At 43.1% G+C, this 26,499-nt stretch carries 22 protein-coding genes; 12 read left to right on the forward strand and 10 right to left on the reverse strand.

Annotation, left to right across the window (positions count from 1 at the left end; translation table 11 throughout):
• The 5 genes from AC04MN_RS00140 (at position 1) to AC04MN_RS00160 (ending at position 9,861) form a co-directional block, all read left to right on the forward strand.
• Positions 1 to 3,957: a translocation/assembly module TamB domain-containing protein gene (locus tag AC04MN_RS00140; protein WP_475381157.1), complete on the forward strand. Its 3,957-nt coding sequence runs from the start codon at positions 1 to 3 to the stop codon at positions 3,955 to 3,957.
• Entirely contained in the window at positions 3,958 to 6,726 is a 2,769-nt protein-coding gene (locus tag AC04MN_RS00145) for a POTRA domain-containing protein (RefSeq protein ID WP_475381158.1), read from the forward strand.
• A complete protein-coding gene (locus tag AC04MN_RS00150; protein ID WP_475381159.1) occupies positions 6,726 to 7,319 on the forward strand; it encodes a DOMON-like domain-containing protein in 594 nt (197 codons plus the stop codon). Before AC04MN_RS00145 ends, AC04MN_RS00150 begins: the two co-directional genes overlap by 1 nt.
• Before the next feature lie 24 nt (positions 7,320 to 7,343).
• Complete coding sequence (locus tag AC04MN_RS00155) at positions 7,344 to 8,378, forward strand: alpha/beta hydrolase (RefSeq protein ID WP_475381160.1); 1,035 nt, start codon at positions 7,344 to 7,346, stop codon at positions 8,376 to 8,378.
• A 367-nt stretch (positions 8,379 to 8,745) separates the two neighbouring features.
• Complete coding sequence (locus AC04MN_RS00160) at positions 8,746 to 9,861, forward strand: lipase maturation factor family protein (RefSeq protein WP_475381161.1); 1,116 nt, start codon at positions 8,746 to 8,748, stop codon at positions 9,859 to 9,861.
• 5 nt (positions 9,862 to 9,866) lie between these two features.
• On the opposite strand, the gene AC04MN_RS00165 is transcribed toward AC04MN_RS00160, so the two are convergent.
• Positions 9,867 to 10,160, reverse strand: a complete 294-nt coding sequence (locus tag AC04MN_RS00165) for a PilZ domain-containing protein (RefSeq protein ID WP_475381162.1) — start codon at positions 10,158 to 10,160, stop codon at positions 9,867 to 9,869.
• 203 nt (positions 10,161 to 10,363) lie between these two features.
• On the opposite strand from AC04MN_RS00165, the gene AC04MN_RS00170 reads away from it, so the two are divergent.
• Complete coding sequence (locus AC04MN_RS00170) at positions 10,364 to 11,872, forward strand: MmgE/PrpD family protein (RefSeq protein WP_475381163.1); 1,509 nt, start codon at positions 10,364 to 10,366, stop codon at positions 11,870 to 11,872.
• A 90-nt stretch (positions 11,873 to 11,962) separates the two neighbouring features.
• On the opposite strand, the gene AC04MN_RS00175 is transcribed toward AC04MN_RS00170, so the two are convergent.
• Both AC04MN_RS00175 and AC04MN_RS00180 read right to left on the reverse strand, forming a co-directional pair.
• Positions 11,963 to 12,448, reverse strand: coding sequence for a hypothetical protein (locus AC04MN_RS00175; protein WP_475381164.1), 486 nt, complete (start codon positions 12,446 to 12,448; stop codon positions 11,963 to 11,965).
• Positions 12,449 to 12,620: 172 nt separating this feature from the next.
• A complete protein-coding gene (locus AC04MN_RS00180; protein ID WP_475381165.1) occupies positions 12,621 to 14,075 on the reverse strand; it encodes a HAMP domain-containing methyl-accepting chemotaxis protein in 1,455 nt (484 codons plus the stop codon).
• 259 nt (positions 14,076 to 14,334) lie between these two features.
• On the opposite strand from AC04MN_RS00180, the gene AC04MN_RS00185 reads away from it, so the two are divergent.
• Positions 14,335 to 15,486: an AGE family epimerase/isomerase gene (locus tag AC04MN_RS00185; protein ID WP_475381166.1), complete on the forward strand. Its 1,152-nt coding sequence runs from the start codon at positions 14,335 to 14,337 to the stop codon at positions 15,484 to 15,486.
• Between the two features lie 13 nt (positions 15,487 to 15,499).
• Here the strand turns inward: AC04MN_RS00185 and AC04MN_RS00190 are convergent, their stop codons facing one another.
• The 4 genes from AC04MN_RS00190 to AC04MN_RS00205 all read right to left on the reverse strand — a co-directional run bounded on the left by AC04MN_RS00190 (position 15,500) and on the right by AC04MN_RS00205 (position 20,178).
• Entirely contained in the window at positions 15,500 to 16,717 is a 1,218-nt protein-coding gene (locus AC04MN_RS00190) for a class I SAM-dependent rRNA methyltransferase (protein ID WP_475381167.1), read from the reverse strand.
• Positions 16,718 to 16,742: 25 nt separating this feature from the next.
• A complete protein-coding gene (locus AC04MN_RS00195; RefSeq protein ID WP_475381168.1) occupies positions 16,743 to 17,111 on the reverse strand; it encodes a hypothetical protein in 369 nt (122 codons plus the stop codon).
• Between the two features lie 163 nt (positions 17,112 to 17,274).
• Positions 17,275 to 18,609, reverse strand: coding sequence for an ISL3 family transposase (locus AC04MN_RS00200; protein WP_475381169.1), 1,335 nt, complete (start codon positions 18,607 to 18,609; stop codon positions 17,275 to 17,277).
• 234 nt (positions 18,610 to 18,843) lie between these two features.
• Positions 18,844 to 20,178, reverse strand: coding sequence for an ISL3 family transposase (locus AC04MN_RS00205; protein WP_475381169.1), 1,335 nt, complete (start codon positions 20,176 to 20,178; stop codon positions 18,844 to 18,846).
• Between the two features lie 266 nt (positions 20,179 to 20,444).
• Here AC04MN_RS00205 and AC04MN_RS00210 point away from each other — a divergent pair, with 266 nt between their 5' ends.
• The 5 genes from AC04MN_RS00210 (at position 20,445) to AC04MN_RS00230 (ending at position 24,573) form a co-directional block, all read left to right on the forward strand.
• Entirely contained in the window at positions 20,445 to 21,029 is a 585-nt protein-coding gene (locus AC04MN_RS00210; RefSeq protein ID WP_475381170.1) for a FecR family protein, read from the forward strand.
• 1 nt (position 21,030) lies between these two features.
• Positions 21,031 to 21,414, forward strand: a complete 384-nt coding sequence (locus AC04MN_RS00215; RefSeq protein WP_475381171.1) for a CoA-binding protein — start codon at positions 21,031 to 21,033, stop codon at positions 21,412 to 21,414.
• Positions 21,415 to 21,426: 12 nt separating this feature from the next.
• Positions 21,427 to 22,575, forward strand: coding sequence for a DNA alkylation repair protein (locus tag AC04MN_RS00220; protein WP_475381172.1), 1,149 nt, complete (start codon positions 21,427 to 21,429; stop codon positions 22,573 to 22,575).
• A gap of 69 nt (positions 22,576 to 22,644) precedes the next feature.
• On the forward strand, positions 22,645 to 23,547 hold the full coding sequence (gene prpB / locus AC04MN_RS00225) for a methylisocitrate lyase (protein ID WP_475381173.1): 903 nt from the start codon (positions 22,645 to 22,647) through the stop codon (positions 23,545 to 23,547).
• A gap of 12 nt (positions 23,548 to 23,559) precedes the next feature.
• On the forward strand, positions 23,560 to 24,573 hold the full coding sequence (locus tag AC04MN_RS00230; protein ID WP_475381174.1) for a lipoate--protein ligase: 1,014 nt from the start codon (positions 23,560 to 23,562) through the stop codon (positions 24,571 to 24,573).
• Between the two features lie 76 nt (positions 24,574 to 24,649).
• On the opposite strand, the gene AC04MN_RS00235 is transcribed toward AC04MN_RS00230, so the two are convergent.
• From AC04MN_RS00235 to AC04MN_RS00245, 3 genes are read right to left on the reverse strand one after another with little or no spacing between them, the layout of a single operon-like run.
• Positions 24,650 to 25,042, reverse strand: a complete 393-nt coding sequence (locus AC04MN_RS00235; protein WP_475381175.1) for a tail fiber domain-containing protein — start codon at positions 25,040 to 25,042, stop codon at positions 24,650 to 24,652.
• Positions 25,043 to 25,044: 2 nt separating this feature from the next.
• Positions 25,045 to 25,473: a hypothetical protein gene (locus AC04MN_RS00240; protein ID WP_475381176.1), complete on the reverse strand. Its 429-nt coding sequence runs from the start codon at positions 25,471 to 25,473 to the stop codon at positions 25,045 to 25,047.
• A 25-nt stretch (positions 25,474 to 25,498) separates the two neighbouring features.
• Positions 25,499 to 26,200, reverse strand: coding sequence for a hypothetical protein (locus tag AC04MN_RS00245; protein ID WP_475381177.1), 702 nt, complete (start codon positions 26,198 to 26,200; stop codon positions 25,499 to 25,501).
• Between the last annotated feature and the right edge of the window lie 299 nt (positions 26,201 to 26,499).

Here is a 26,499-nt window from a genome sequence, read left to right on the forward strand (position 1 = left end):
ATGCGACGTATTTTAATTATTCTTCTTACTCCCTTAGCTCTTTGGGCAGCAACCGCCACTGTGTGGCTCAGCCTGCTCAATCCTTGGCTCGAAGAGTGGACAAAAAATAAAATTGAAACATTAACTCGGGAAAGCTCACCTATTGCTCTAGAAATTGGTCAACTCACCATCGATCTTTTCACCCCTAGAATCCGACTGTCCGAGGTTCAACTTCGCCCTCAAACATCAGAAATGGCTCGAATGATCGAAAAGGTGCAAATCAAAAGCATCGAGTCAAAGATCAATGCCTTTAAGCTATTGACAGGCAGTGCCGACATTTCGGGCTTATTAATTGAATCCCCAATTTTACAATTAAACATCGACCCTTTATTGGAAGACAATTCACCATCGACCGAGATCCCAACCGAGCAGATAGTGAAAATGATCCAACGAATACCAATTTTGAAACTACGGGTCTCGGATGCCCGCTTTTTAATTTATTCAAAAAAACAAGAGTTCTCGGTCGTCACTGATAAGATTCAACTTGCTGTGGAAAAATCAAAAGGAAGAATCTTCGCACGCGCACAAAGTGAAAAAATCAATGTCACTGAATCCCATGTTGGATCTACGGATGTCAGCCTTCAAGCGGCCCTAAATCTTGATAAAAATGACATTTCAATTCAAGAAGTCGAACTTGATGGTTTTGGCGCTAAAGCTAAGATATTTGGACTGATTCCTAATTGGAAAACCTTGACCACGAAACCCCATATTGAACTTCAGCCACAGACGCATATTGATCTGCCAACCCTTTCTCGATCTATTCCTTTTTTACAGAAATTAAAATCTTTAGGCGGCGAAGTCGAATCCTCGTTTCAAATGAAAATACTTGGCGATGAAATTTCGGCACAAGGTGAACTTCGCACGAAGAGTTTTGAAATCGAAGGCTTTAAAATTGGTGACGCCAAAATTATGGCCAAAATGACAAACAGCAACCTAGAACTCTATGACGTTCAACTTCAGCATCCTGCTGGAAATATCGACGTCAACCGTTTTTCCGTGCAGCTTATTGCCCCCTACTCCTATAGCGGAGAACTTCAAACCGACAAGCTTTCGCTTCACGACCTGATGATCAACTTAGGCATTGGTAAAATCCCTGTTTGGATGGACTTAAAAGGACAGGTCTCTTGCCAAGGGAATTTCAAAAATCTAGTTAACGATTGCAAAGCAGACATCGAAACACCCGCGATTGTGGTAAAGACGGGTCTTAACGAACAAAATTCTTTATTACATCTAGAGAACTTGAAAGCCCAAGGGCAGGTTCAAATTAATGCCGACGAAGTTAAATACAATGCCAACCTGAAACTAGGAAGCAGTTCAGGGAAGTCACAGGGAAGTATTAATTATAAATCAGGTTTCTCTATCAACTACGACACCGAAGCCTTGAATTTTAATGATGTGAAGAATCTTGCAGGACTGCACCTTGTTGGCAGCGCCGCCATCCAGGGTAAAACAATTGGAGACTCCCATGCCGCCACATTCACTCTTCAGGCAGATTCGAAAAATTTTATCTTTGAAAAATACAAATTGGGACAACTATCGACTCAGCTTAGCTATGAAGCAGGAATTCTATATTTAGAAAAAACTTCTGGAGCTTACCAAAAGACTTCCTACGTCGGCGAACTTTCAGTGGACCTGAATCATTCAAGCATCGAGGGCAGTTTCACGCTTCCCACTGCCGAGATCAGCGATATAGCGGAAATTTTGAATCATATCTACCAAGTTCCATTCGAAATTAAAGGGACTGGCTCTGGGAAAATAGGTTTCTCTGGGCCTCTTGATTTCTGGAATATGAACCATGAGCTTCAGGCACAATTTAAAAATGTTCAAATCTACGGAGAAAAGTTTGATATCCTTCATGTAAAATCTTTTGCGGAAAATGGTCGTATCAACCTTGAGGGGACCCGGCTCGAGAAAAATAAAAATTTAATCCTTCTTAACGGCGGTGTTTTACCCTTAAGAAAATTGGATCTTTCTGTCACGGCTCAAAACTTCCCTATTGAACAAAGTGATATTATCTCTAGCATCACAAATTCAATCTTTGGAAAGATTTCTGGAAGCGCCTTGATCGCTGGCACTCTCAGCAACCCTATTGTCACAGCGAAAGCTCAGGTCAGCGACACGGTTGTCGACGAACAAGAGCTTCCCCCATCCAGTATCGATTTTTTCGCTGACAATCAGATAATAAAGTCGCAGTTTTCTTTGATGGGATCTAAAATTCGTGGCTTTTTAACTTGTCCAAGTTCTGAAAAAAGCCCAAGCCCTCTTAAAATCAATATCAAAACAGATAACTGGAATTTCGTTTCTGCTCTTGCGGTGTTAACCGGCGCTAACAATTTAAAAGACATCGACAGCCTTTTAACCAGCGAAGTCGAGCTTAGCTCGAACTCGGGAAAACTCTTCCAAAGCACAGGTTCAATATACATCCCCAACCTTTATCTTCGCCGTGGTAATCAATATCTTTCCCATAGCCTACCTTTAGAAGTTCAATTCAACGAAGGTGTCGCTAATATCAAAAACTTCAACCTAGAAGGCCCAGGAAATATAATTAAAATTCAAGGCGAGAACTTCACCTCTGATAAGCTCAATTTAAATATTAAGGCTGAAGCAGATCTTCGTTTTGCCCATATTCTCGCCCCATTCCTTGAAGATATTGGTGGGCCCGTTTCGTTAAACACCACCATTACTGGAAAATTGACACAGCCACAGATTTTCGGATTTGCAGATATTTTAAATGGCTTTGTTAAAATCAAAGGATTCCCCCACCCCTTTGAGCGTATCCAAGCAAATGTGGCATTTTCTCAGTCCAAAATTTCTATTTCGAATATGAAGGCGGCAATCGCCGGGGGCACCCTAAACGGGGGCGGCAGCATTCAAGTCCTAGGCCTTCGCAATATGCCGATCGCCATCAGTGCAAAGCTTGAAAATGTGAAGTTCAATGTCCCAGAAAAAGTACGAACTTCAGGTAATGCAGATGTGAATTTTACAGGTAGCTGGTTCCCATTCATTCTCTCGGGCGTCTACAAGGTCGACGGCGCAATGGTAACCAAAGAGTTCACCGAAAGCTCTTCAGTTCAAAACATTAAACAATCCGTTTACCTTCCAAAAATCTTAAAACAATCTAGTTTTGATCCAGTGGTGCTGGATTTACAAGTTCAACTGGAACACAATATCGTGATAAAAAACTCTTTGGCCGATGGCAGCGCTTCAGGAAGCTTGACAGTCAAAGGGGCTCCTCAAAATCCTGGCCTGATTGGTAAAGTTGAATTCAATAAAAACTCTAAACTGACTTTTAAAGACAAAATCTTTGACATCATAACTGGTAGTGCCACATTTAAGACTGTCGACGACATCAATCCGGAGCTATTCATCTCGGCTCAATCACGCATCGGCGAATACGATGTTTCTTTGCTAGTTCAAGGACAAGCCAAGGATCCGAACTTTGTTCTCAGCTCTATCCCTCCGTTGGCAGAAAATGATTTGATTTCCCTTTTGGCTCTTGGAGTTACCTCTTCAAACCTTGAACAAAATGTTCAGTCAAAAGACCAACAGGCGCAAACTGGTTACGAAATCGGTGCGGCAATTTTCTCGAATAATCCGTTAAACAAAAAGCTTTCAGAAACCCTAGGATGGAACTTAAAGTTCACCACAAACTTTGACTCAACCCGAAATATAGCTATTCCTAAGATTGTGGCCGAACGAAAAATTAGCGAGCGCCTTAATGCCACTGCTGGTCGTACTCTGGATCAGGGAATGATTGACTTCAAACTTCAATATTTGATTAATAATAACTGGTCTGCGATCGGTACTTGGGAGGAAAAGCAACCACAAGAAAGCGCAGATGCCACCTCTGCAACAACCAAAACAAACTCTCCAAGTATATTTGGTTTGGATCTGGAATTTAAGAAGGAGTTTAAGTAGATGAACCGAAAGCGCACCTCCTATTTAGCGTTTCTGGTTCTTTTGGCTTTGGCCAAAACTACTTATGCAAAAACGGATATTTCGTCTTTACCAAATAATCTTCAACAACGATTGCAGGCGGTGTTTCCCGATCTGGAAAACAAAGAGCTTTCACCAGAACAAGGCGATCAATTAATTCAGCTTATCCATCAAGACCCTGATGTTGAAATCGTGCAGATCATTTCCGAAGACAACGGGCGGCAGATGATCTCTGTTAAAAAGTCAGTTCGAATTTCAAAAATAGAATTTTTGGGCAACTCGAAGGTTAATACGTCAGACCTCAGGGATATTTTCAAATTAAAGGAAGGCGATCGCTTCGCTCCAGAGGGCCTGGTCGAGGGCGCCGAGAACGTTCGTAACTTTTATAAAAGCAATGCCTGGCTGAATGCGATCATCGATCTGGAAATCAAGCCGGATAACGACGGCAACAATCAGATCCTGCTTAAGATCGTCGAAGGAGAACAGTCTCGCATCAATGAGTTCGTATTCAATAGTCCCAACGAGAAGCTTAATAACGGACTGAAACGACTTCTTAAATCCTATTTGAAAAAACCACTGACCAGTGAAGTATTTCAGGATATTCAAACTGCATCTCGCGAATGGCTCTCTGAAAACTCATATTTCCGCACTGAGCTCAAATCGCCTCAAACCTCTTTTAGCGCAGATGAAGCCCAAGCAAGAATTCAGTTTAATATCGAAAAGTACGACCAATATTTGATTCGTTTTGAAGGCAATAAAAATGAATCTACTTCAAGTCTAGAAGACATCGCTCAACTTGATACCTACTTCACGTCGAATCCTGCAATCGCCTCTGATTTGGCCAACAAAATTCGGCAGTACTATTTAAGTCAGGGCTTTGCTCGGATTGATATAAATGCGGTCGAATTGGGAACCAAAGATCCCTACCAAAAACGAATTGAGATCCGAATTAACGAAGGCGAGCGCATTCGTTTGTTAAACGTAAAAGTAAGTGGTCGCACCAGCCATTCCGAGAAATGGTACTATGATTTTATTCAAGAACACAGCTCTGAACTGATTCAAAAAGGTTTCTATGCGAAAGAGGATTTGGATTCTGGGTTAAAAAACTTGATTTTAAAATTGCAGAACGAAGGACACCTAACCGCTAAATTGATCTCGAGCCGGATTCAATACAACGATAAGAAAAATGGCATCACGCTATTCTTAAATATGGACGAAGGACCTTTAACGACAGTCAATGAGATTCGCTTTGAAGGAAACCAATCCTTTGAAGCCCAACAACTTTCTTCCCTAGTTAACTTAAAGCCTGGTCAGCCCCTTCTATTGGAGCAGATTGAATTGGCTATTCGTAATTTAAAGGAGCTTTATCAAGAAAATGGCTACATCGAGATGGAGCTATCAAACGAGCGCGGCGACCTAGTTCAATATAACGATGATAACTCACAAGCAACTTTGGTCTTTAAAATCCAAGAGGGCCCCCAAGTTAAAATCAGCGCCATTGCCGTTGACGGAAATACTTTCACAAAAACCCCCGTAGTACTAGCCGAGTTAGATCTTGAAGACGGAGAAATATTAACTCAAAGAAAAATGGCAGATGCGACTGCCCGCCTTCAGCGTTCAGGATATTTTAGCTCGGTCGAAGTAAAAACCCTTGAGGAAAAGACGCAGGTCTCAAATCGCACCTTGCTTGTCAAAGTCCGCGAGCGCGACCCCGGAGTCTTTGTATTTGGTGGTGGTGCCAACAACGAACAGATATTGACCCTACGCGGATACATTGGCGTCGCTTACCGCAATCTTTGGGGCACTGGCCGCGGAGTTTCCTTACGCCTTGAAGGACGTTACAATGTCGCAGACGTTAAATACTTAGAACGAACAGTAACGGCAGGTTACCTCGAACCTCATCTATTTTTAAATCGTCTTCGGGGACGCGTAAATATCTCGCGTTCAACGGCGGTGACCGATTATGACCTTCGCAAAGTGACCGAAACAAATCAAACCACCTACTCTTTAGAAAGAGAATTCACGCCCAATGTCACTGGCCTTTACGAAATTTGGTCGCTAGCAACCTTAAAAGACTTCGGAATCGATCGCACGCGAACCGTCACCCCGAGTCTTCTTGACATTGCCACGACCGGCCCAGCTCTGGATATAGACTTCCGCGATAACGCCTTCAACCCCACAACCGGTACGTTGACACGCTTAAAAGGCGAGTACTCGGCACCATTTCTGGGCTCCACGCAAACCATCGAGTATTCAAAAATCACTGGCAGCTTTACTCACTACCTTCCGTTCTGGAAAGGCCCCTGGGTTTTTGCCAACAACGTTCAAGCTGGTTATTTAAATAATTTAAGCACTCGTTCCGACGGCGGCGTCCCTTACAATAAAAAGGGCTTTATCCTTGGGGGCCGCTCAACAGTTCGTGGTTTCGAATCCGGAACCAGCGAGGTCTTTCCCAACAATACCGATCTTGGCAGCGACAACTATATTCTGACAAAAAGTGCATCGATGTATTTAGTTAAATCAGAGCTTCGCTTTCCAGTCTGGGGAAGCCTAGCTGGGGCCGTATTCTACGATGGTGGATCGGTTCAAGTTTCAGGTTTAAAATTTGCCGATGCCTACCGCGACTCTGCTGGCTTCGGCATTCGTTACGTCACTCCCTTTGGTCCTTTAAACCTTGAGTTCGCATGGAAATTAGATGCTAAACCATCTGAAGAACCTATGCGCTTTCACTTATCAATTGGAACCTTCTAATGACAAGGCATCCTGACTATTATCAACTGCAGTTTTTTACCAACTCGGAATTCTATCTAGCCGATCAAAAAAAATTCTGGAAACAATTCTGCATCAAGGCCCAAATAATACATCTTCAGAGTCCTCAGGAATGCATCACAACTTTGAATTTTAATTTAGAGGGACCCGTCGAGCAGTTGATTCTTCCAGAAATGCAGACGGCCTTACGTAGAAAAGACGAGCTTTGGAAAAGCACCTGTTTTGAAGCTTTCCTTTCCTACGATCAAACTCCGAACTCACCATATTTCGAGTTTAACTTTTCAAGTGAAGGTGGATGGAATCTATACCAACTTGACTCATGCCGCACCGGACTTCGTCCGCTGGATCTGCAAACTCCTCCAAGTATTCATTGCAACAAAGACCTTCAGTCTTTTGAACTTAGCGCAAAGACGACCTGGAACCCACCACCGGCTAAAAGCGCAACGAATTTAGCATTTGCAAGCCTAAATGTAATTCTTGAATCAAAATCAGGAGAAAAATCATTTTGGGCCCTTGATCACTGCAGCCCACAACCGGATTTTCACAATAAACAGAGTTTCAAAATTGCCTTTTGATAAGACTCGGCGTAGAAAAAGCCTATGTCAGATTCAAAACTATTTCCGCAGTGGCAGGCCTACAACCTCAAGTCCTTTGATGTAAAAACTCTTCAAGTCGATAGTCAGATTTTGAAAGCAAATCCCTTAGGTGATAACCACTGTAGATTTAATCCATTGCTACTGCCACAATCGACTCCAATTCAAGAACTTCCGGTTGTTTTTGTATTGGCAGGATTTTCCGGCAATGCACCTTTTTACTTCAATGCTAAATTCAATGAAATGAACGCGGTTCAACAAATTGATCTGCTTCATTCTCAGGGGTTAGCACCCGAAGCTATTTACGTTTTTGTGGACTGCTTAACCCTGTGGGGCGGCAGCCAATTTATAAATAGCTCGGCCGTTGGTCATTACGAAGACTTTATCATTCAAGAGCTGGTTCCAGCCCTTCAACGCGAACTAAAGATTCAGTTAAAACCCGACACTACAGCAATCGTCGGAGGAAGCTCGGGGGGCTATGGGGCTCTTCACTTGGCTTCTGCTTATCCCGAAGTTTTTGGACATTGCTTTGCCATTGCACCGGATTCTTTTTTCTCTGCAAGCCTGCTTCCAGATCTTTACGTCGCACTTCCTTACCTAGAAAAGTATCAAACCGCAAAAAGAATTCTTGAAGAACTACGCATTGGCAAACTTACCAAACAGAAAAATTGGCATTCGCTTTTAAACGCTTTCGGGATGTCGGCGTGTTATTCTCCAGCGGGTCATGGTGTCGAATTCGATTACCCACTTGAGCTTAAAACGGGCCAGATCAAGTCGGAAATTTGGCAGCGCTTTTTGGATAAAGATCCCGTCAATTTTTTACCGCGGCGATTGAAAAACCTTAAATGTCTTAAAACAATCTATTTAGATGTGGGAAATAAAGACAATTTTCATTTGCAGTACGGGACACGTCAGATTGCTCAAAACTTAAAGGACCTAGGATTAACCGTTGAGTATTCCGAGTTTGACGGCAATCATTTTGATATTGGAGAGCGACGTTCAGAAGTGTGGAAATTTTTAGCTACCTTATGGAGATCCTAATCACAAAATGATCGAAGCCTTTCTTTCCCCGTCACATTACGGAATATTTCTATTCACAAAAGTGGTATCGCTTTGCTTTGTCTTTGCCTTTTTGTCCCTTTTACCGCAAGTCCTAGGGCTTTTTGGTTCAAGGGGAATCTTATCAATAGATACGCTCTTAGGAATTATTGAAAGACAAAATCATCCTCTAAGGTTTTGGCAGATTCCGTCCTTATTTTGGTTCAGCAGTTCTGATCGGACCCTTTACTTTTCTTGCTTTGTTGGTCTTTGCAGTTCCACGTTTGCATTTTTAGGGTTTGCGAGTGGCTGGATGCTCCTGTTGTCGATATTGATCTATTTGTCGTTTTGTAGTGCAGGACAAGACTTTATGGGCTTTCAATGGGATGCACTGCTACTGGAGGCCGGCTATCTGGGACTTTTAGCTTCGCCATTTACTTGGCAATGGTTGCCTTTTCAAGTGCCACAAGTTCACTTTGGGACCCAACTATTAATTCTAGTACTATTATTTAAACTTATTTTTTGTTCGGGCATCGTGAAGTTAGCCAGCAAAGATCCTGCTTGGAAAAACTTAACCGCATTAGATTTTCACTTTTGGACACAGCCGCTGCCTAGCCCCCTTGCTTGGTGGGCTTCGAAATTACCCAAAGCATTTTTAAAACTTAGTACTTTTTTAATGTTCATCATTGAGTTGGCATTGCCCCTTTTGATTTTTTTCCCAGCTCCATGGAGAACTTACGCTTTCGTCGGCATCGCTTTGTTCCAACTACTGATTGTTCTGACCGGAAACTACACCTTTTTTAATATTTTAACCCTTGGACTTTGCCTTCCCTTGATCGCCGATAAGTACTGGTTGCAATATTTTCCTCAGCTTCAACAAGCTTTTTCCATAGCACAAACTGAAGTCCATTCCAGCACTTTGATCTTTGCTGCGATGATCATTCTTTTACCTCTGAGTTTGTTTTGGATCTTCTTATCTTTCAGTGAAAAATCCAATTTCCTTCAGCCTTTTTATCCGATCGTCCGCTCTGTCTACTATTCGCGTTTAAATAATAATTATGGGCTGTTTGCCGCAATGACGCGCTTACGGCCAGAGCTTGTTCTTGAAGGCAGTCTGGACGGAGAAAATTGGATCGAATATAAAATGAAGTATAAACCCGTCGATCTGTGGAAAAAGCTATCGTGGAATATTCCCCACCAGCCACGTCTAGATTGGCAAATGTGGTTTGCCGCCCTTGGGCAGTTCCAGCACAATATGTGGCTGCAAAACATGATGATTCAGATTTTTTGGGAGAGCCCAGAAGTGATTTCGCTTTTCGAACACAATCCGTTCTCCGAGGGGCCTCCGCGGTTTTTACGGATACAGCGCTACGAATACAGATTTTCAACTTTGCAGGAAAGACGTCGAAGTGGTCAAATCTGGGAACGAAGTTATGTCGGCCCTTACGGGCCTTCATTTGATCGTGATGGTTTTGATCACGATTGACATCTTTAAGCCAGGGCAAAGGAGGTTCGATTCATCAATCGCTCTTGCAGTTCAGCTCGATCCAGAAAACAAACGCCAAAGCCTTCCGATCGACTCCATACGACTTCAGCATCTAGATCTTGGATCTCGTTAGATATGTGAAGAATATCCCCGCGCTGAGGCACGTAATCACCTTCGAATATCTCTAAAAGTGCTCCCGAACTCGATACGTTTCTCATGAATCCTAAAAGATTGCCCTCCTGCCCATGGACCTGAATCTCTGAGATCATATTGGCTTTAAATCTTTTTGCAGTTCCCATACCTTTGCTCTCCTATCTCACCTCCTCAAATCTACTCCGAAGCCAATTTTATGGCTTAATTCTGCCTATTTTTTAATCTCTTCGCATCAATTTGACCAAGAAGAGCTGCGTTATCCCCCTAAAACTTGACGCTTTTTGAGTCGAAAAGTAAATTTTCTGGGTTTTCAATTCCTTTAAAACCCTGACCGAGTCTAGGAGACAGCATGAAAAAGCACTTAGTAAGAGTTTATCCTTCTAAAGAGCATTTGCCTCGCCAAGAGCAACTTGCTTGGAAAATGGCTGAAATGGCCACAGACCCAACACCAATCAAAGACGATGTTGTTGACATGGTGATCAACCGAATTATCGACAACGCTTCAGTTGCAATCGCAGCTGCCAATCGTCGCCCAGTAGCTTCTGCTCGCGCAATGGCGATTGCTCATCCACGTGAAGGTGGAGCGACTGTTTTTGGTATGCCAAATTCACAAAAGTTTTCTTGTGAATGGGCCGCTTGGGCAAACGGAACTGCCGTTCGTGAACTTGACTACCACGATACTTTCTTGGCAGCTGATTACTCTCACCCTGCTGACAACATCCCACCAATATTGGCAGTGGCTCAGCAAATGAATAAAACTGGCGCTGAGTTCCTTAAAGGGATCGTCGTTGGTTACGAAATCCACGTTGATTTAGTTAAGGCTATTTGCCTTCACAAACACAAAAAAGATCATATTGCTCACTTAGCTCCTGCTTCTGCAGCAGGTATCGGAACTATGCTTGGACTTTCAACTGAACAGATTTACCAATCTATTCAGCAAGCCGTTCACGTCGCATTCACAACTCGTCAGTCTCGTAAAGGTGAAATCTCTTCTTGGAAGGCTTTTGCTCCCGCTCACGCTGGTAAGCTTTCAATTGAAGCTGTGGACCGCATTATGCGTGGTGAGGGCGCTCCGTCTCCGATTTATGAAGGGGAAGATTCTGTAATTGCTTACATGCTTGATGGTAAAGATGGAAAATACGAAGTTCCACTTCCAGAAAAAGGCGAAGAGAAGCGCGCAATCCTTGAGACTTACACTAAAGAACACTCTGCCGAGTACCAATCTCAAGCATTGATCGACCTTGCTCGCAAGATGAAAGCGAAGATCACAAACTTCGATGATATCGAAAGCATCGTGATCCACACTTCTCACCACACTCACTACGTTATCGGTACGGGTTCTGGTGACCCTCAAAAGATGGATCCAAAAGCATCTCGCGAGACTCTTGATCACTCGATCATGTACATCTTCGCAGTTGCATTGCAAGATGGTGAATGGCATCACGTGAAGTCTTATGCACCTGAGCGTGCAAATCGCCCAGACACTGTGGCTTTGTGGCACAAAATTTCAACTGTTGAAGATAAACAATGGACAGAGTGGTACCACGAGCAAGATCCGAACAAAAAACGTTTCGGTGGCCGCGTAGAAATCACTTTCAAAAATGGTTCAAAACTTGTTGATGAGTTGGGCGTTGCAGATGCTCACCCTGCTGGTGCTAGACCATTCAAACGTGCAGACTACATCCGCAAGTTTGATATCTTAACTTCTGATATTATCACGAAAGAAGAACGCAATCGCTTCATCAATTTAGTTGAAGCATTACCAACTTTGACAGCAGCGCAGATGCAAGAACTGAACGTTCAAATGCCTCTTGAAAAGCTAATCAACAACAAGCGCGACAATAAAGGTATTTTCTAGTTTTCAAAAGAACCTGGAAAACCAAAAAGGCCTATGATTCTAAATCATAGGCCTTTTTAATTAACTCTGTTCAAATTTTACGAATAACAACTACCAAGAAATATAGGTTCTGCCTGAAACAGTTTTGCACTCACTTTTAAATTTGAAGGCAACACCGCTTCCATTATTTAATCGCAAAACGATCGTCGTCGGAGCTCCTCCAAATTCAGGATTTAACTGAGACTGGAATACATGCAACAAAGCATTGTCAGACTCTAGCATGTGAAAATCGTCGCCATAGATGGACATTTTATTCTCAGCTAAAAGTCTCATCATTTGGCCAACTCGTCCTTCAGTATTGCGATTATAAAGACCAAGACGTTCATTGTATTGATACTCTTCTTCATCCATACTTTCGGACAAAACTAGCTTTCCTTTTTGCAATACAGACAGATGAGTCCCACCCCAAAAACCAGATTCGCTTTTGATATTCACGGAAATATCACCCTTCACACATTGCACAACTGAATCACCCAAAATAGAGGCTTGCGCTGTTCCAAAAGACATAAAAACCAATAGACCAAAAATCATACGCATACGGATCTCCTTTAATAAGGATTACCGTATTTGCAAACTCCAGACCAATCCCAGCATCACATGAACGCCGCTAGAATAAAAACTCTCTGTCTAAATATTAGACATAGAGTGCATTAACTTCCTAAATTGTAGATTCTAAAAACCAAATTAAACAACCAATAACGAGAGTAATTTAAGCAGCCGCTTTATCTCCCGTGATAAAGCCACTTAATGTACTGCCGGAATGCTTTAAATTTAATGATTGCGCAGACAGCTCTTCCGAAGTCGCTGCCGCTTCCTCGGCCACAGCCGCATTTTGCTGAGTCACTTGATCCAACTGATTCATCGCAGTTGAAATTTGACCAATTCCATTGGAAATTTCCGCATTCGCAGCAGAAACCTCTTCGGTGATTGTTGCGACTTTCTTAACTCCATCGATCACCTGTTCTAAAGCCTTTCGATTCGCCTCTGCCAATTGCACACCACGATGAGTTTTCTCTGAAGAGTCCTTAATTAAAGACGCAATATCCTTGGCCGATACTGAGCTTCGATGCGCCAAAGATCGAACGGCCTCTGCCACTACTGCAAATCCTTTTCCTTGTTCTCCAGCCCGTGCAGCTTCCACCGAGGCATTAAGGGCCAATAAATTAGTCTGAAAGGCGATGTCGTCAATGATGTTAACGATCTCTTCAATTTTTTTAGAACTCTGATCTAAGCTCTGAATCGCACTCACCAATTCTTTTCCAGCCGCCTCGGCTTTCGAAGCCGTATCTACAGATGTTAATGACAATGTACGACCTTGTTGAGACCGATCAGAATTCATCTTGATCATACTGGTAATTTCCTCTACTGAGGCTACAGATTCCTCTAAAGAAGCCGCGGCTTGTGTCGCAGAGCTAGATAAAGCCTGAGCACTCTGAGAGATCTGCTCCGCGGCATCACTCACCTGAGTGGCGCCTCCTGAAATGTCTGTGCTAATTCTGGTAAGCTTTTTCACGAACAAAGACGACAGAATAAGTCCGAAAACAATTGAGGCCAGGATTGAAAGACCAGTAACTACCATTTCAACTGTCTTCATAGTCTCTAAAAGGGCCTCACCTTTCTGGGCTGTTTGATGCACATCCCTTGCCTGAAATTGAACTAATTCTTCAAAATGGGCACTCCGGTCATGAACCATTTTTTCAAGCTCTAAAAAAATGCTGTCTGCCTTTGCATGTGCTTCGGGGGATTGCGATTCAATTAGCATATCCAGCATGGCTAAGGTCTTCGTTTTATACGGCTCCCAGCGCAATTCTTTAAATTCTTTCCATCTCGCCTCTTCACCATCCGCGAATTTATTGGCTTCATAGACTTTTGCGTGGGCCTCGAAATCTTTAATGTGTTCTAATGAAAACTCTTTCAACTTAATATAATCTTCTTTTTTTAGATTGCTCATATAGGCTTTGGCTGATGGCACATTTAATTTAACCATCTCGCGTCCCATTCCCACAAATTCTACTAAATTAGGAACATTGTTATCCGAAACACCTTTAAACTGACTGATAACCTGAGAAGAAAGCATGTTAGCGACGACGGACACTATCAGTGCTCCTCCTGAAACAATGATGAAGGCGGATACTAATTTAACCTTAACGCTCAAATTTTTCATAACTACCTCAAACATTCTTGAGTATATTTACTATCGTTATCTTGATAACTTCTCGTCATATCTTAGCCAATTCTAGAGTCGACGGCTCGGCCCTTTCTTCATTTTAATTCGAAGAAATACTCCCAGCCTCAAAGAGAGCTGCCAACTTATCAGGCTCGAAATCAAGCGACTCAATGACCTTTTCGCAGCGTAGCAGCGATTAAAACGCCTCTTTATGAGAATGGTATTCTATGCCAATCTTACGTGTACAGGAGACCCTATGAACTTCAAGACTTCTCAAGATCGCGTCCAATACTTCACTCAGTGGTTAAAGGACTCTGTTTTTCCGCTATGGTCCACAAAAGGAGTCGATTCCCAAACCGGTGGTTTTGTCGAAGCGTTAAATTTTGACGGAAGTCTTTCGGGATCGGCTCGCCGCTGTTTAGTGCAGTCGCGACAAATTTATTCTTTTTACACCGGGGCGCGGATGAATGTTGTACCCCAAGAAATTGCGGATCAAAAAATTCTAGCAGGTGCGAACTACCTTCTGAAGTACTTTCAACAAAGCGATGGTTCCTTTATTTTTTCTGTGGACAATAATTCTTTACCTAATGCCACTCACAAACCTCTTTATACCCAGGCTTTCGCCATCTTTGGACTTGCTCAGGCCTATGCAATAAGTTCTAAAGCCGTTTATAAGCAAGCTGCCTTAGCAACGATGAACTATTTAAACCAGCACAGAAAAGTAAACTTTTCTGGATTTACAGAGCTCGATGAAAAAGGACAAGTTTCATATGCTTCCAATCCTCATATGCATCTTTTCGAAGCTGTTCTTGCTTGGGTTGCAATTGACGAAGACCCAACATGGAGACAGACAGCACAGGACATTTTTATTTTGGCGACCTCTAAATTTATATGCCCTGAACAAAAAGTTCTTGGAGAGTTTTTTAATTCGTCGTGGGAACACCTACGAACTGACGGCAATTTTATCTATGAACCAGGACACCAATATGAATGGGCCTGGCTCTTTAAACTCTCTGACGAGCTCTTAGGCACGGACAGCTTTGAACTGCGACATCAGCTTTTTTTAAATGCAGAAAAATATGGAGTTCAGAAAATGCGGGGGCTGGCGGTGGATGAAATGTGGTCCAACCACACGATCAAATCTGCATCGGCCCGCTTTTGGCCCCAGGGCGAAAGAGTCAAAGCCGCAGCTCGATTAAGTCAGGAAGTACAAGAGCCACAAAAGACCCAATATCAATTGGCTGCCGACGAAGCCCTTGAGGGACTATTTAAGTACCTTCAAACTCCAAAACCAGGCTACTGGTATGATCAATTATCGGCGGATAACCAGTTTTCTGGTAGCACAGCAAAAGCCTCGTCCTTGTATCATATTATCAACGCTATGGAAGAGTACGCTCTTTATAGATAGCCAACAAAACGCTCTAATCCACTCGAAACAAGGCAAACTTCAGATAGCGAAGCTCTTCCATCGCCAGTGGATAAGGATGATCACTCGGCTGTCCGCCAAGATACACTAGCGTGCCGCGCTTTCTAGACTTCGAAAACGCTTCTTTGGTAATCTCTAAAAAAGCCGCCGTCGAAATATGCGAGGAACAAGAGCTGGCCGCGAACAGACCTTGTGCTTCTACCAACTTTAAAGAATCGCTGAAGATTTTTGTGTAAGCCGATGTTGCATGTGCCACTGACTTTTCGTTCGGGGCAAAACTTGGAGGATCTGTAATAACAAGACCAAACTTCGCCTTCGCCGAGATTTGCTTTTCAACGTACTCGAAGGCGTCCGTGGCGATGTCCTCATGGGGCGTCTTTAGATCATTAATTTCAAAATTGCGCTGGACTGCTTGAATCGCCACTTTGGCAATATCCACGCTGGTCACATGCTGTGCTCCACCTGCGGCAGCAAACAGTGAAAATCCCCCCGTATAGCTAAATAGATTCAACACAGTTTTATCTTTTGCAAATTTTTTAATCAAATAACGGTTGTCTCTCTGATCTAAAAAAAATCCTGTTTTTGCAGCGTCACGAATATTAGAAGCAAACAGTAAACCATTTTCTTTAAACTGCACCTCTTCTGCCAAACGTCCCAACACCGACTCGCCTTTTACGGCTTCATCATTGCGACGTTTATGATAGACACAGCTGATTTGTGGAAGATCGCGAACTAACCATTGGGCCAATACTTCTTTATCCCAAATTTTTTCCATGATCAGGTGATCGTGCTTAACAACTGCTGTGTTCGCATAAATATCGACTACCATCCCAGGGAAACCATCCCCTTCGCCATTTAATAAACGGAACGAGTTGGTTTGACCTAAATTAAAAACTTTTCTTAAGGCCAGGGCCTGCCGCCACTGGTGCTGAGCCCAAATTTCTAAAGTTTTCTGAAGATTATTTTTTCTAAAGAAAGGTTCATCCGCTAAACAAAGCATACGAAAGCGCAGCTGAGTGTCCCCTTGAACCACGCCCAATCCGATGAGTTCGCTTTTATAAGTTAATGAATAAATTCCCGACTTGGGTTTAGATTTTTCATCAAAGCAGTTGGCAAAAACCCAACGATGCCCCCTCTTTAAATGTTTAGTAACATCCCGAGTTAGGGCAATTGATGGAATAGATTCTGGGGTTTGAATTAAACTTGAACTCATGAGCCTTCTTTACTCGATTTCCTAATTATTTATTAGCAAATTCTTGCAAATAAGCCCGAATATGAACCAGAAATCTTTCTAGTCGTTCTTTTTCTTTTTTAACCAAACGTAAATCCTCAAGATCTTTTGCCCGCTCCCCATATCTAATAACAAATGTGATTTCTTGTAAGGTATCGACATCTCCCTGTCGAAGGGCTTCGGCGCGAAGATCATTCAATTGATCCTGAATTGCTGTGATCTCTGCACTTAAAGCGTCTCGACTCAGCCCGCTAGCATCCTGCAAAGCCTCCTCAGGACTCAGCTCTGGCACGTAGGCCTTCACCTGAGCCTGGGCCTCCATGAAGCTTATAGTTGCGATTGATAGCCCCAAAAAGAACCCGACACCCATTTTCATAAAAAGACTCCTTAACAACAATATTGACCGACGGGGCAAGCTCTTGCGAATTCAGGGCCGCAGGCAAAGCTGTTATATTGCATATAAAGTGTAAATAATGAAACAAATGCCAAAAATTGTAATCCTTCTCGATTGCCTCTCGGGTTTCTTCTGTGGGTAGGTTTCATGCCAGGCTGCTATATTTGAATAGACGCCGGGTATCCATGTGTCTCGAATTGAGAAATCCACACCTCTGAAGGATCTTTAGCATAAACGATTCCTCATTCTGATAGCTGTAGGCCATGGCCTTTAGAACTCTGATTTTATTGTTAAGTCCTTCACTGATTGCAGTCGTTAAATTTGATCGTATATAGGCTTCGATATTGATCCGGTACTTGCGAACTTGCAGTGCAAACTTCCGAAGTGGCAGCAACTTCGAATCTCGAACCAACCCATACCATTTTGCCAAGCGTGATCTAAACCCGTGGACACCTTTTTCTTCTAAAACCTTATGGAAATACTCAACGATAATCATTGCGTTTGAAATATTCGTATTTAACACTTTTAACTTTCCTAGCATATTATTCTCCTCGATAGATAAAACAGCATCTCGCTCTAAAAACATGAACCTTCTCGATGGTGACAACATGATTTCTTCGAACTCTTTTTTGTTCTTTTTTGCCTTTTGAAACTCTTCTTTTCTGACTTTTTCAAAGTATTCGTTCATGCTCTGAACCAAGTGGAATCGATCAATCGCAATCTCTGCATTGGGACAGAGTTTACTCACGGCTTGGAAGTAGCCAGGGTTCATGTCTATTGAAAAAAACTCCACTGATAATCGCTGGGGTCTTGATAGAGTTTTTAAACACGTTGCTAAGGCCATAGCATCCCTACCAGCAGCGTTAGCAATCACCTTTGCAGCCTTCGTACACACTAAGTTTGTTACGAACTTTACGGTCCATCGTGGTGCAAAAGGGTGCTCTCTTTTGGTTTCAGTTTCAGTCTTAAAGTGCACCTCGTCAGCACTCATACGAGAAACATCAAGATCTTTTGTAAACCTGTTTACATCTAAATTCTTTTGCATTTCTCGCATACGCCACTGATCCATTTGCCATAAAGTCTTTGGATCTGAACTCAAGGTCCGGGCCGCAGCAGCACAGGTGGTTTCTTCCATGAGTCGACCCGCGGTTTCGACAAAGCTGCAGCTATGGCCTTTGAATTTTGAATGGATCCCTGAAACCTTAGAGCGTTGGATTTTATTGCATACGGGACAAAGTCCTCGTGGATATCGTAAATGAATAACGACGTCCTTAAAGAGCCCCAGAGGGGGTACTTTAAGGTCTCGATAGCTCCATTGATGGAATTCCAATAAGGGATGCTCGCAGTCCGCGCAGCAGGCGCGGGACCACGGTAACTCTGCCGAAAGCCGACAAGACACAAAGTCCTCTGAAAGCTCCGCGTTGGTAATATTTAAATCTTGCAGACCTAATAAGCTGTTGATCAAATGATGAAGGTCCATTCTTGGCCTTTGTAATTTTTTTTTCGTAGTAAAAAAATCAAATCACAAGGTTCGCCAAGATGGGCCTTTTTATTTCAAGAGACACAACGCAAAAAGCCGGTCACGATGACCGGCTTTACCCCAGGGTATGGGAGCGGGAAGCTCCCATGACAGGATGTCTTTTTTCTTAAGTACCCACAGCTCAATCCCGAGACCCTCAAGATAGGCCTCTCGGGTTTCTTCTGTGGGTAGGTTTCATGCCAGGCTGCTATATTTGAATAGACGCCGGGTATCCATGTGTCTCGAATTGAGAAATCCACACCTCTGAAGGATCTTTAGCATAAACGATTCCTCATTCTGATAGCTGTAGGCCATGGCCTTTAGAACTCTGATTTTATTGTTAAGTCCTTCACTGATTGCAGTCGTTAAATTTGATCGTATATAGGCTTCGATATTGATCCGGTACTTGCGAACTTGCAGTGCAAACTTCCGAAGTGGCAGCAACTTCGAATCTCGAACCAACCCATACCATTTTGCCAAGCGTGATCTAAACCCGTGGACACCTTTTTCTTCTAAAACCTTATGGAAATACTCAACGATAATCATTGCGTTTGAAATATTCGTATTTAACACTTTTAACTTTCCTAGCATATTATTCTCCTCGATAGATAAAACAGCATCTCGCTCTAAAAACATGAACCTTCTCGATGGTGACAACATGATTTCTTCGAACTCTTTTTTGTTCTTTTTTGCCTTTTGAAACTCTTCTTTTCTGACTTTTTCAAAGTATTCGTTCATGCTCTGAACCAAGTGGAATCGATCAATCGCAATCTCTGCATTGGGACAGAGTTTACTCACGGCTTGGAAGTAGCCAGGGTTCATGTCTATTGAAAAAAACTCCACTGATAATCGCTGGGGTCTTGATAGAGTTTTTAAACACGTTGCTAAGGCCATAGCATCCCTACCAGCAGCGTTAGCAATCACCTTTGCAGCCTTCGTACACACTAAGTTTGTTACGAACTTTACGGTCCATCGTGGTGCAAAAGGGTGCTCTCTTTTGGTTTCAGTTTCAGTCTTAAAGTGCACCTCGTCAGCACTCATACGAGAAACATCAAGATCTTTTGTAAACCTGTTTACATCTAAATTCTTTTGCATTTCTCGCATACGCCACTGATCCATTTGCCATAAAGTCTTTGGATCTGAACTCAAGGTCCGGGCCGCAGCAGCACAGGTGGTTTCTTCCATGAGTCGACCCGCGGTTTCGACAAAGCTGCAGCTATGGCCTTTGAATTTTGAATGGATCCCTGAAACCTTAGAGCGTTGGATTTTATTGCATACGGGACAAAGTCCTCGTGGATATCGTAAATGAATAACGACGTCCTTAAAGAGCCCCAGAGGGGGTACTTTAAGGTCTCGATAGCTCCATTGATGGAATTCCAATAAGGGATGCTCGCAGTCCGCGCAGCAGGCGCGGGACCACGGTAACTCTGCCGAAAGCCGACAAGACACAAAGTCCTCTGAAAGCTCCGCGTTGGTAATATTTAAATCTTGCAGACCTAATAAGCTGTTGATCAAATGATGAAGGTCCATTCTTGGCCTTTGTAATTTTTTTTTCGTAGTAAAAAAATCAAATCACAAGGTTCGCCAAGATGGGCCTTTTTATTTCAAGAGACACAACGCAAAAAGCCGGTCACGATGACCGGCTTTACCCCAGGGTATGGGAGCGGGAAGCTCCCATGACAGGATGTCTTTTTTCTTAAGTACCCACAGCTCAATCCCGAGACCCTTCTCGATTAAAAACCCATTGTCCATCACGAAAAAGCTCTCAATAATATCCCCAAGCCCTTGGAGGTCTTATGAACAAAATCGCATTTCTTTGTGTTTTATTATCTACATCCTCAACCCTGGCTTGGACAACGATGCTTATCCAAGGTCAAGAAGCACAAATCACCAATTCTTCGGGCCAAAAAAAGGCCTTAAAGCTAAAAGACAAAATTTCAACCGGAGACCTCATTGAAACACAAAATTCCAGGGTAAAGCTTGTTGAGTCTGGTTCGGTTTTAATTATTGCTGAAAACTCGTCAGTTAAAATCGCCGATGCAAAAACCCCGTCCATTTCAGCCAGCTCTACGACCGTAGATCTTCTCAAGGGAAAAGTTCGTGCAAAAATCAGCAAAGACGTGGCACCCAAATATATCTATAAAATTCCCAGCGCCGTTGCCGGAATTCGCGGAACTGAATTCTTTATGAGCGCTTCAACAGAAAAAGAAGTCATTTGCGTTCTTGAAGGGGAAGTCCAAGCCCAAGAGCTAATCGGAGAAAAGCGAAATGCCGCCTTAACAACCAATAAGGGATGGATTCGCGAAGGCTCGAATCCCCCAGTGATTGTCGACACCGAGCCGGCTCAACGAGACAACTGGATCAAAGCAACGGACCTTTAAAATGAGCACACAAGAAAAAGTTTTAATCCTGGGCGCTAGCGATAATAGTGAACGTTACTCTTACAAAGCCTTTAAAATGTTACAAGAATATGGGCATGCTGTTTTTCCCGTCCACCCGAGCCTGCCTTCGATCGAAGGCACCGCCGTAAGTAAAGATATCAGACAAGCAAAAAGTTTGGCTGGCGGCAAAATTGATACTTTAACGATTTACGTAAATCCGCAAATTTTAGAAAAGCAAAAAGATGAAGTCCTGGGTTTAAATCCAAAACGCGTCATCTTTAATCCTGGAACTGAAAATCCAGAGCTTGAAAATATTTTCAAACAAGCTGGCATTGAGGTTGTCATCGGCTGTACATTGGTTATGTTAAGGACTAATCAATTCTAAGTTAGGAACTCCATGCCGGCCAAAAATGATTCCACTGAAAGCGCTTTTAAAAATTGGATCAATTCTGAGCTTCTAATAAGAATTGCTCAGCATATAGAGTTTCATTTTCCGAAATTTCCTAAAAATCGCTTCCTGGATCAATGCCGCCCACTTCAAGAGCACGAACTTAAAGGTCGAGTACAACTGATAGCCAGCTCCTTAAAAAATTCACTTCCAGAAAGTTTCCCGCAAGCAGTTGTCATATTAAAAAAAGCGGCCCTGGAGGCCAAACCAAAAACGAAAGCCTTGAACGGCTTTGACCTGTGGCCTTTTTTACATTTTGCTCAGGAATTCGGATTAGACCACCCCGAGATGGCTTTGACTTACATCGAAGAATTAACCGAAAAATTCACGGGAGAGTTTGCGGTTCGCCCGTTCTTCATCCAACATCCTAAGATCACCCAAAACTTTAATCTTCGCTGGTCACTGAGTCAAAATCACCACCAACGTCGCTTAGCTTCCGAGGGATCAAGACCGCGATTGCCGTGGGGAATACAACTGAAGCAGTTTATTAAAAATCCCGAACTAAACTTCGAAGTGCTGGAAAATCTAAAACTGGATGACGAACTTTATGTTCGAAAATCTGTAGCTAATCACATTAATGATATTAGTAAAGACAACCCGACCATCGCACTTCAACTCCTTGAAAGTTGGAATCAAAAAAAGGCTTTACACCAATTGACCAGCATCGACCAAAAAAAGATACTTTGGATCACCCGCCATGCCCTAAGGGGCCTTATAAAAAAAGGCAATCCACGCGCATTAAAACTTGTTGGCATCAATACATCAGCCCCTGTCAAACTTCATAATCTCAGATTGAAAAAGTCAAAAATCAAAACTGGGGAGGACCTGAATTTTGATTTTCAAATTTCTACAACTTCTAAAACTTGCAACGCTTTGATTGATTTTGCCATTCACTATCAAAAATCCAATGGAAAAATGAGCCCCAAGGTTTTCAAACTGACTCAAAAATTAGTCACCAAAGGTGAAGTCCTGAGTATTGCAAAAAAACACTCTTTCAAGCCCGTGACGACGCGAAAACTGTATCCTGGCTCACATAAGCTTGAAATCCTGATCAATGGGCGCTCTGTAGCTAGTATTCCGTTTACTTTGGTGAAATAACTCGACGCAAAAGAGCCTGAATTAAGAAGCACTTTGGGTTAGCTTCGGGACTCCAACAAAGGAGCCTCTATGTTATTTCCAGAAATCACTCCCGCACAAAAACGTAAAAACTTTCGAGATGCCCTAAAAACGGGAAAACTTCTTCAGTTTCCAGGATCATGGTCCCCGTTGGTTTCTATGGCTATCGAAAAAGAAGGATTTGACGGCGTTTACATTTCAGGCTCGGTTTTGTCTAATGACCTTGGCTACCCCGATATTGGCCTTACAACCTTAAGCGAAGTCGCCCATCGCGGACGTCAAATTGCTCGGACTACAAAACTTCCAACAATCATCGACATTGACACCGGCTTTGGCGAACCAATGAGTGCAACTCGTACGGTACAAGAGATGATCGAAATGGGACTTGCCGGCTGCCATATTGAAGATCAAATCAACCCCAAGCGCTGCGGCCATTTAGACGGAAAAGGCTTGGTCACTCGCGATGAAATGGTTCGCAAAGTCAGTGCTGCAGCAAAGGGTAAAAAATTGGATGAAAACTTCCTGCTCATCGCTAGAACCGATGCCCGCGGTGTTGAAGGTTTTGATGCCGCCGTAGATCGAGCAAAGGCCTATATCGATGCGGGCGCTGATTGCATTTTCATCGAAGCTCTTCAGGATGAAAAAGAATTTGCGGCTTTCCGTAAGGCCATCACTGTTCCGTTGCTTGCCAATATGACAGAGTTTGGTAAAGGCCGACTTTTAACTTACACTGAACTTAACAACTTGGGCTACAACATCGTCATTTACCCAGTCACAACCTTCCGTTTAGCAATGGGGGCAACTGTCCACGGCCTTCAAGAAATCAAAGCCAAAGGAACTCAAGAGGGCCTTCTTGATAAAATGCAACACCGCAAAGATCTTTACGATTTGTCTCGTTACGACGAGTACAATAGTTTTGATCAAAATATTTTTAATTTCTCAATCAAGAAGTAATTGCGCAGGAATATGAAACTTAAAGTCTTCCTTTCGGACTCATTTAATCCGCAACTAAATCTGGCAACTGAAGAGTGGATTTTCCATAATTTAGATGCAGATCAGCAGGTTTTGTTTTTATGGCGCAACGAAGAAACAGTCGTCATTGGACGAAACCAAAATCCTTGGAATGAATGCAATTTGGCTAAAATGAAGGAGGACAAAATTCATCTTGCTCGTCGCACGACGGGCGGAGGAGCTGTCTTTCATGATTTAGGAAATACTAATTTTACATTCTTATCACCGAAAGAAGTCTACAGCCGCGATAATAACGTCAAAATTATTTTCGATGCTTTAGCAAAGTTCAATATCAAGGGGGAAGCTTCCGGTCGCAATGACCTGATGATTCCGTTCACTGATGGCCCCCGTAAATTCAGCGGCAGCGCCTACCGTGAAAAAAGAGACCGCGCCTTTCATCACGGCACTTTATTAATAAATGCGGACCTCACAAGACTTGGCAATTATTTGACACCAAATCCAAAAAAGCTTCAGGCTAAGGGCAAGGAATCTGTTCGTGCCCGAGTCGCCAATTTGGTCGAGGCCAACCCTTCGGTGAATCACAAGGACCTTTGCGATGAAATCGTAAAAAGTTTTGAAGCTCATTACAATGGTAAGGCGGAAATCATTCCCCTTAACTTGGAATCAATTAAAGAAATTCCAGAACTGAAAAATCAGTTCGATCTTTTGAGCTCTTGGGAATGGCTCTATGGCCATACGCTCGAGTTCACACATCGAATGGATGACTATCTAACTTTGGGGTTTTTTGATTTTCAATTTAAAGTGGATGATGCCAAAATCAAAGAGCTTCAAATCTACACAGATTGCCTTTTCCCAGCAGTCACGGATCAATTAAAAGCAAGCTTAATGGGCCAAGCTTATACTAGCCAAAGTGTTGAAGCCGCTTTTGCTAAGCTTGAAATTTCAACCGGCATTGATGATGGTATCCAAGAGCTTAAAAACTGGCTTATAAAGAATATCGAAGTTTAAAATAAAAAAGGAGAGCAGCAAGCTCTCCTTTTTTTGACTCCGATGTTTGTATTACCACTCTAATTCAATCTTTAATTTACTTGATACCCAAAGACTTTTTAATTTGATCAACATCCTTTTTAAGTTCTTGGTTTTGCGCTTTCAAAAGTGCATTTTCTCTTTCAAGCTCGGCCACTCTGGCATCGACTCCGACAAGCTTATTATACAACTCTCTAATCGCACTAATTACCGGAGCGACCAACGCTGGATAGTTGACGGACTTAAAGCCCTGTTTGTCGGTATCCACAACTTCAGGAAAAACCTTTTCAACTTCCTGAGCAATCACCCCAATTTGATGACGATTGTTGAACTTGCGCTCTGGATATTGCTCCGTCTTCCAATCGTACTCAACACCTCGAAGTGCCAACACTTTACCCAATGGATTATTAATAGATGCAATATTACGCTTAAATCTGGCATCCGAAGACAATGCTACCCCTGCCGCACGCACACTGCCTGAAGCATTGATGTCTCCTGAGACATCAAGTTTGTAGGCTGGTGAAATTGTACCGATGCCGACCGAGCCTGAGGCATCCAACCTTGATTTGAAAAGACATAGTCACCACTTGCTACGACAGTCGGAGATGCCTTAGTGCCTCTGTAGCGATACCCTACCATCGCGGGGGACATCGTTGAATTATATGTGATAGATGCAAGTGTCGCCCAAGTTGTTTCAGAGGTCACTTCAAGTGCTTCCGTAGGAGTTGAAGTTCCAATCCCCACATTGCCTGTCATGCGATAGACATGACCACTTGACGTGCTCCATACACCGACGTCAGAACCTAATTTAGAAGCGGTCACAGCACCGTCAGCAATTTTTGCTGACGTGATCGCGTTGTTAGCAATATTCGCGGTATCCACCGCAAGACTCGCACACTGAATCCTGTCAGTGGCACTGATATAAGTTAAAGCAGTTCCCGCCGCACACGATAGGCCCACCGCTGGCGGACATGATCGAAGGAACGCTGACTCCAACCGAAGTCACCGTTCCTGCATTTGGTGTCGCCGCGGCCCATTTGGCACCATCATATCTAAGAACTTGCCCTGTCGTTGGCGCCGTCGAATCAATACTCACCCCTTTGATTCTATCAACAGCCATCGAAGTCGCAGTGCCACTGACGTCCCCCGCAAAAACGGTTGTGGACTGCAAAGCATTCGTAATACGCGAGTCATTACCCTGAGCAACCGTTCCTGCCGTTGTACCAAAATTAACTGCCACAGTTTTGGAGGTCGCTCCCGAGACCGCTATCCCGGTTCCCGCAAGGACGTCACTGATCACACCGGCCCCACCAGCATCAGTAACGCAACTAAAATTAGTTCCATCCCAAAACACCACTTGGCCCGCCGTGCAAGCCGAACCCGGAGCATTGGACTTTAATACGAAATCATTAATTGTTTTATCACCCAACTGTGTTGCTGACTTTGCGGTCATCGCAAAGGGAACGGAACGAATGGTGTTATCAGGGCTAATGACCTGCCAACCTGTTCCATCATGAAATTGAACTTTCAACTTTCGATAGTAGGCACGAACAAAAGAGAGGATACAAAAAGAAAGCCAAGTACGTTCCGCATAAAAACCTCTTAACAACTGACTATTTCATCGGCAACCTGGCATGAACTCTTTAGAGCAGTCGTCTCTTTTTAGAACAACATAAGATTAAGCTAAAACAAGAGAACTGAATGGGACCCAGGTACAATTAAAAATGCTCGCAAGATTTTTGCCTAAAATTAGGGCATATTCTTTTGCGGAAATACGCTCTAGACCTATAACCTGCAGATCTGACTTAGGGCGTCCAAATCTTATGAAAGCTTCTCTCTTTTGACTCACCGTTAGCCCCATTGACCCACCCTAGGACACTTGCTAGCCTTTGCTGCTCTTATTCCAAA

This window comes from Bdellovibrio sp. ZFWA1 (genome assembly GCF_056175665.1).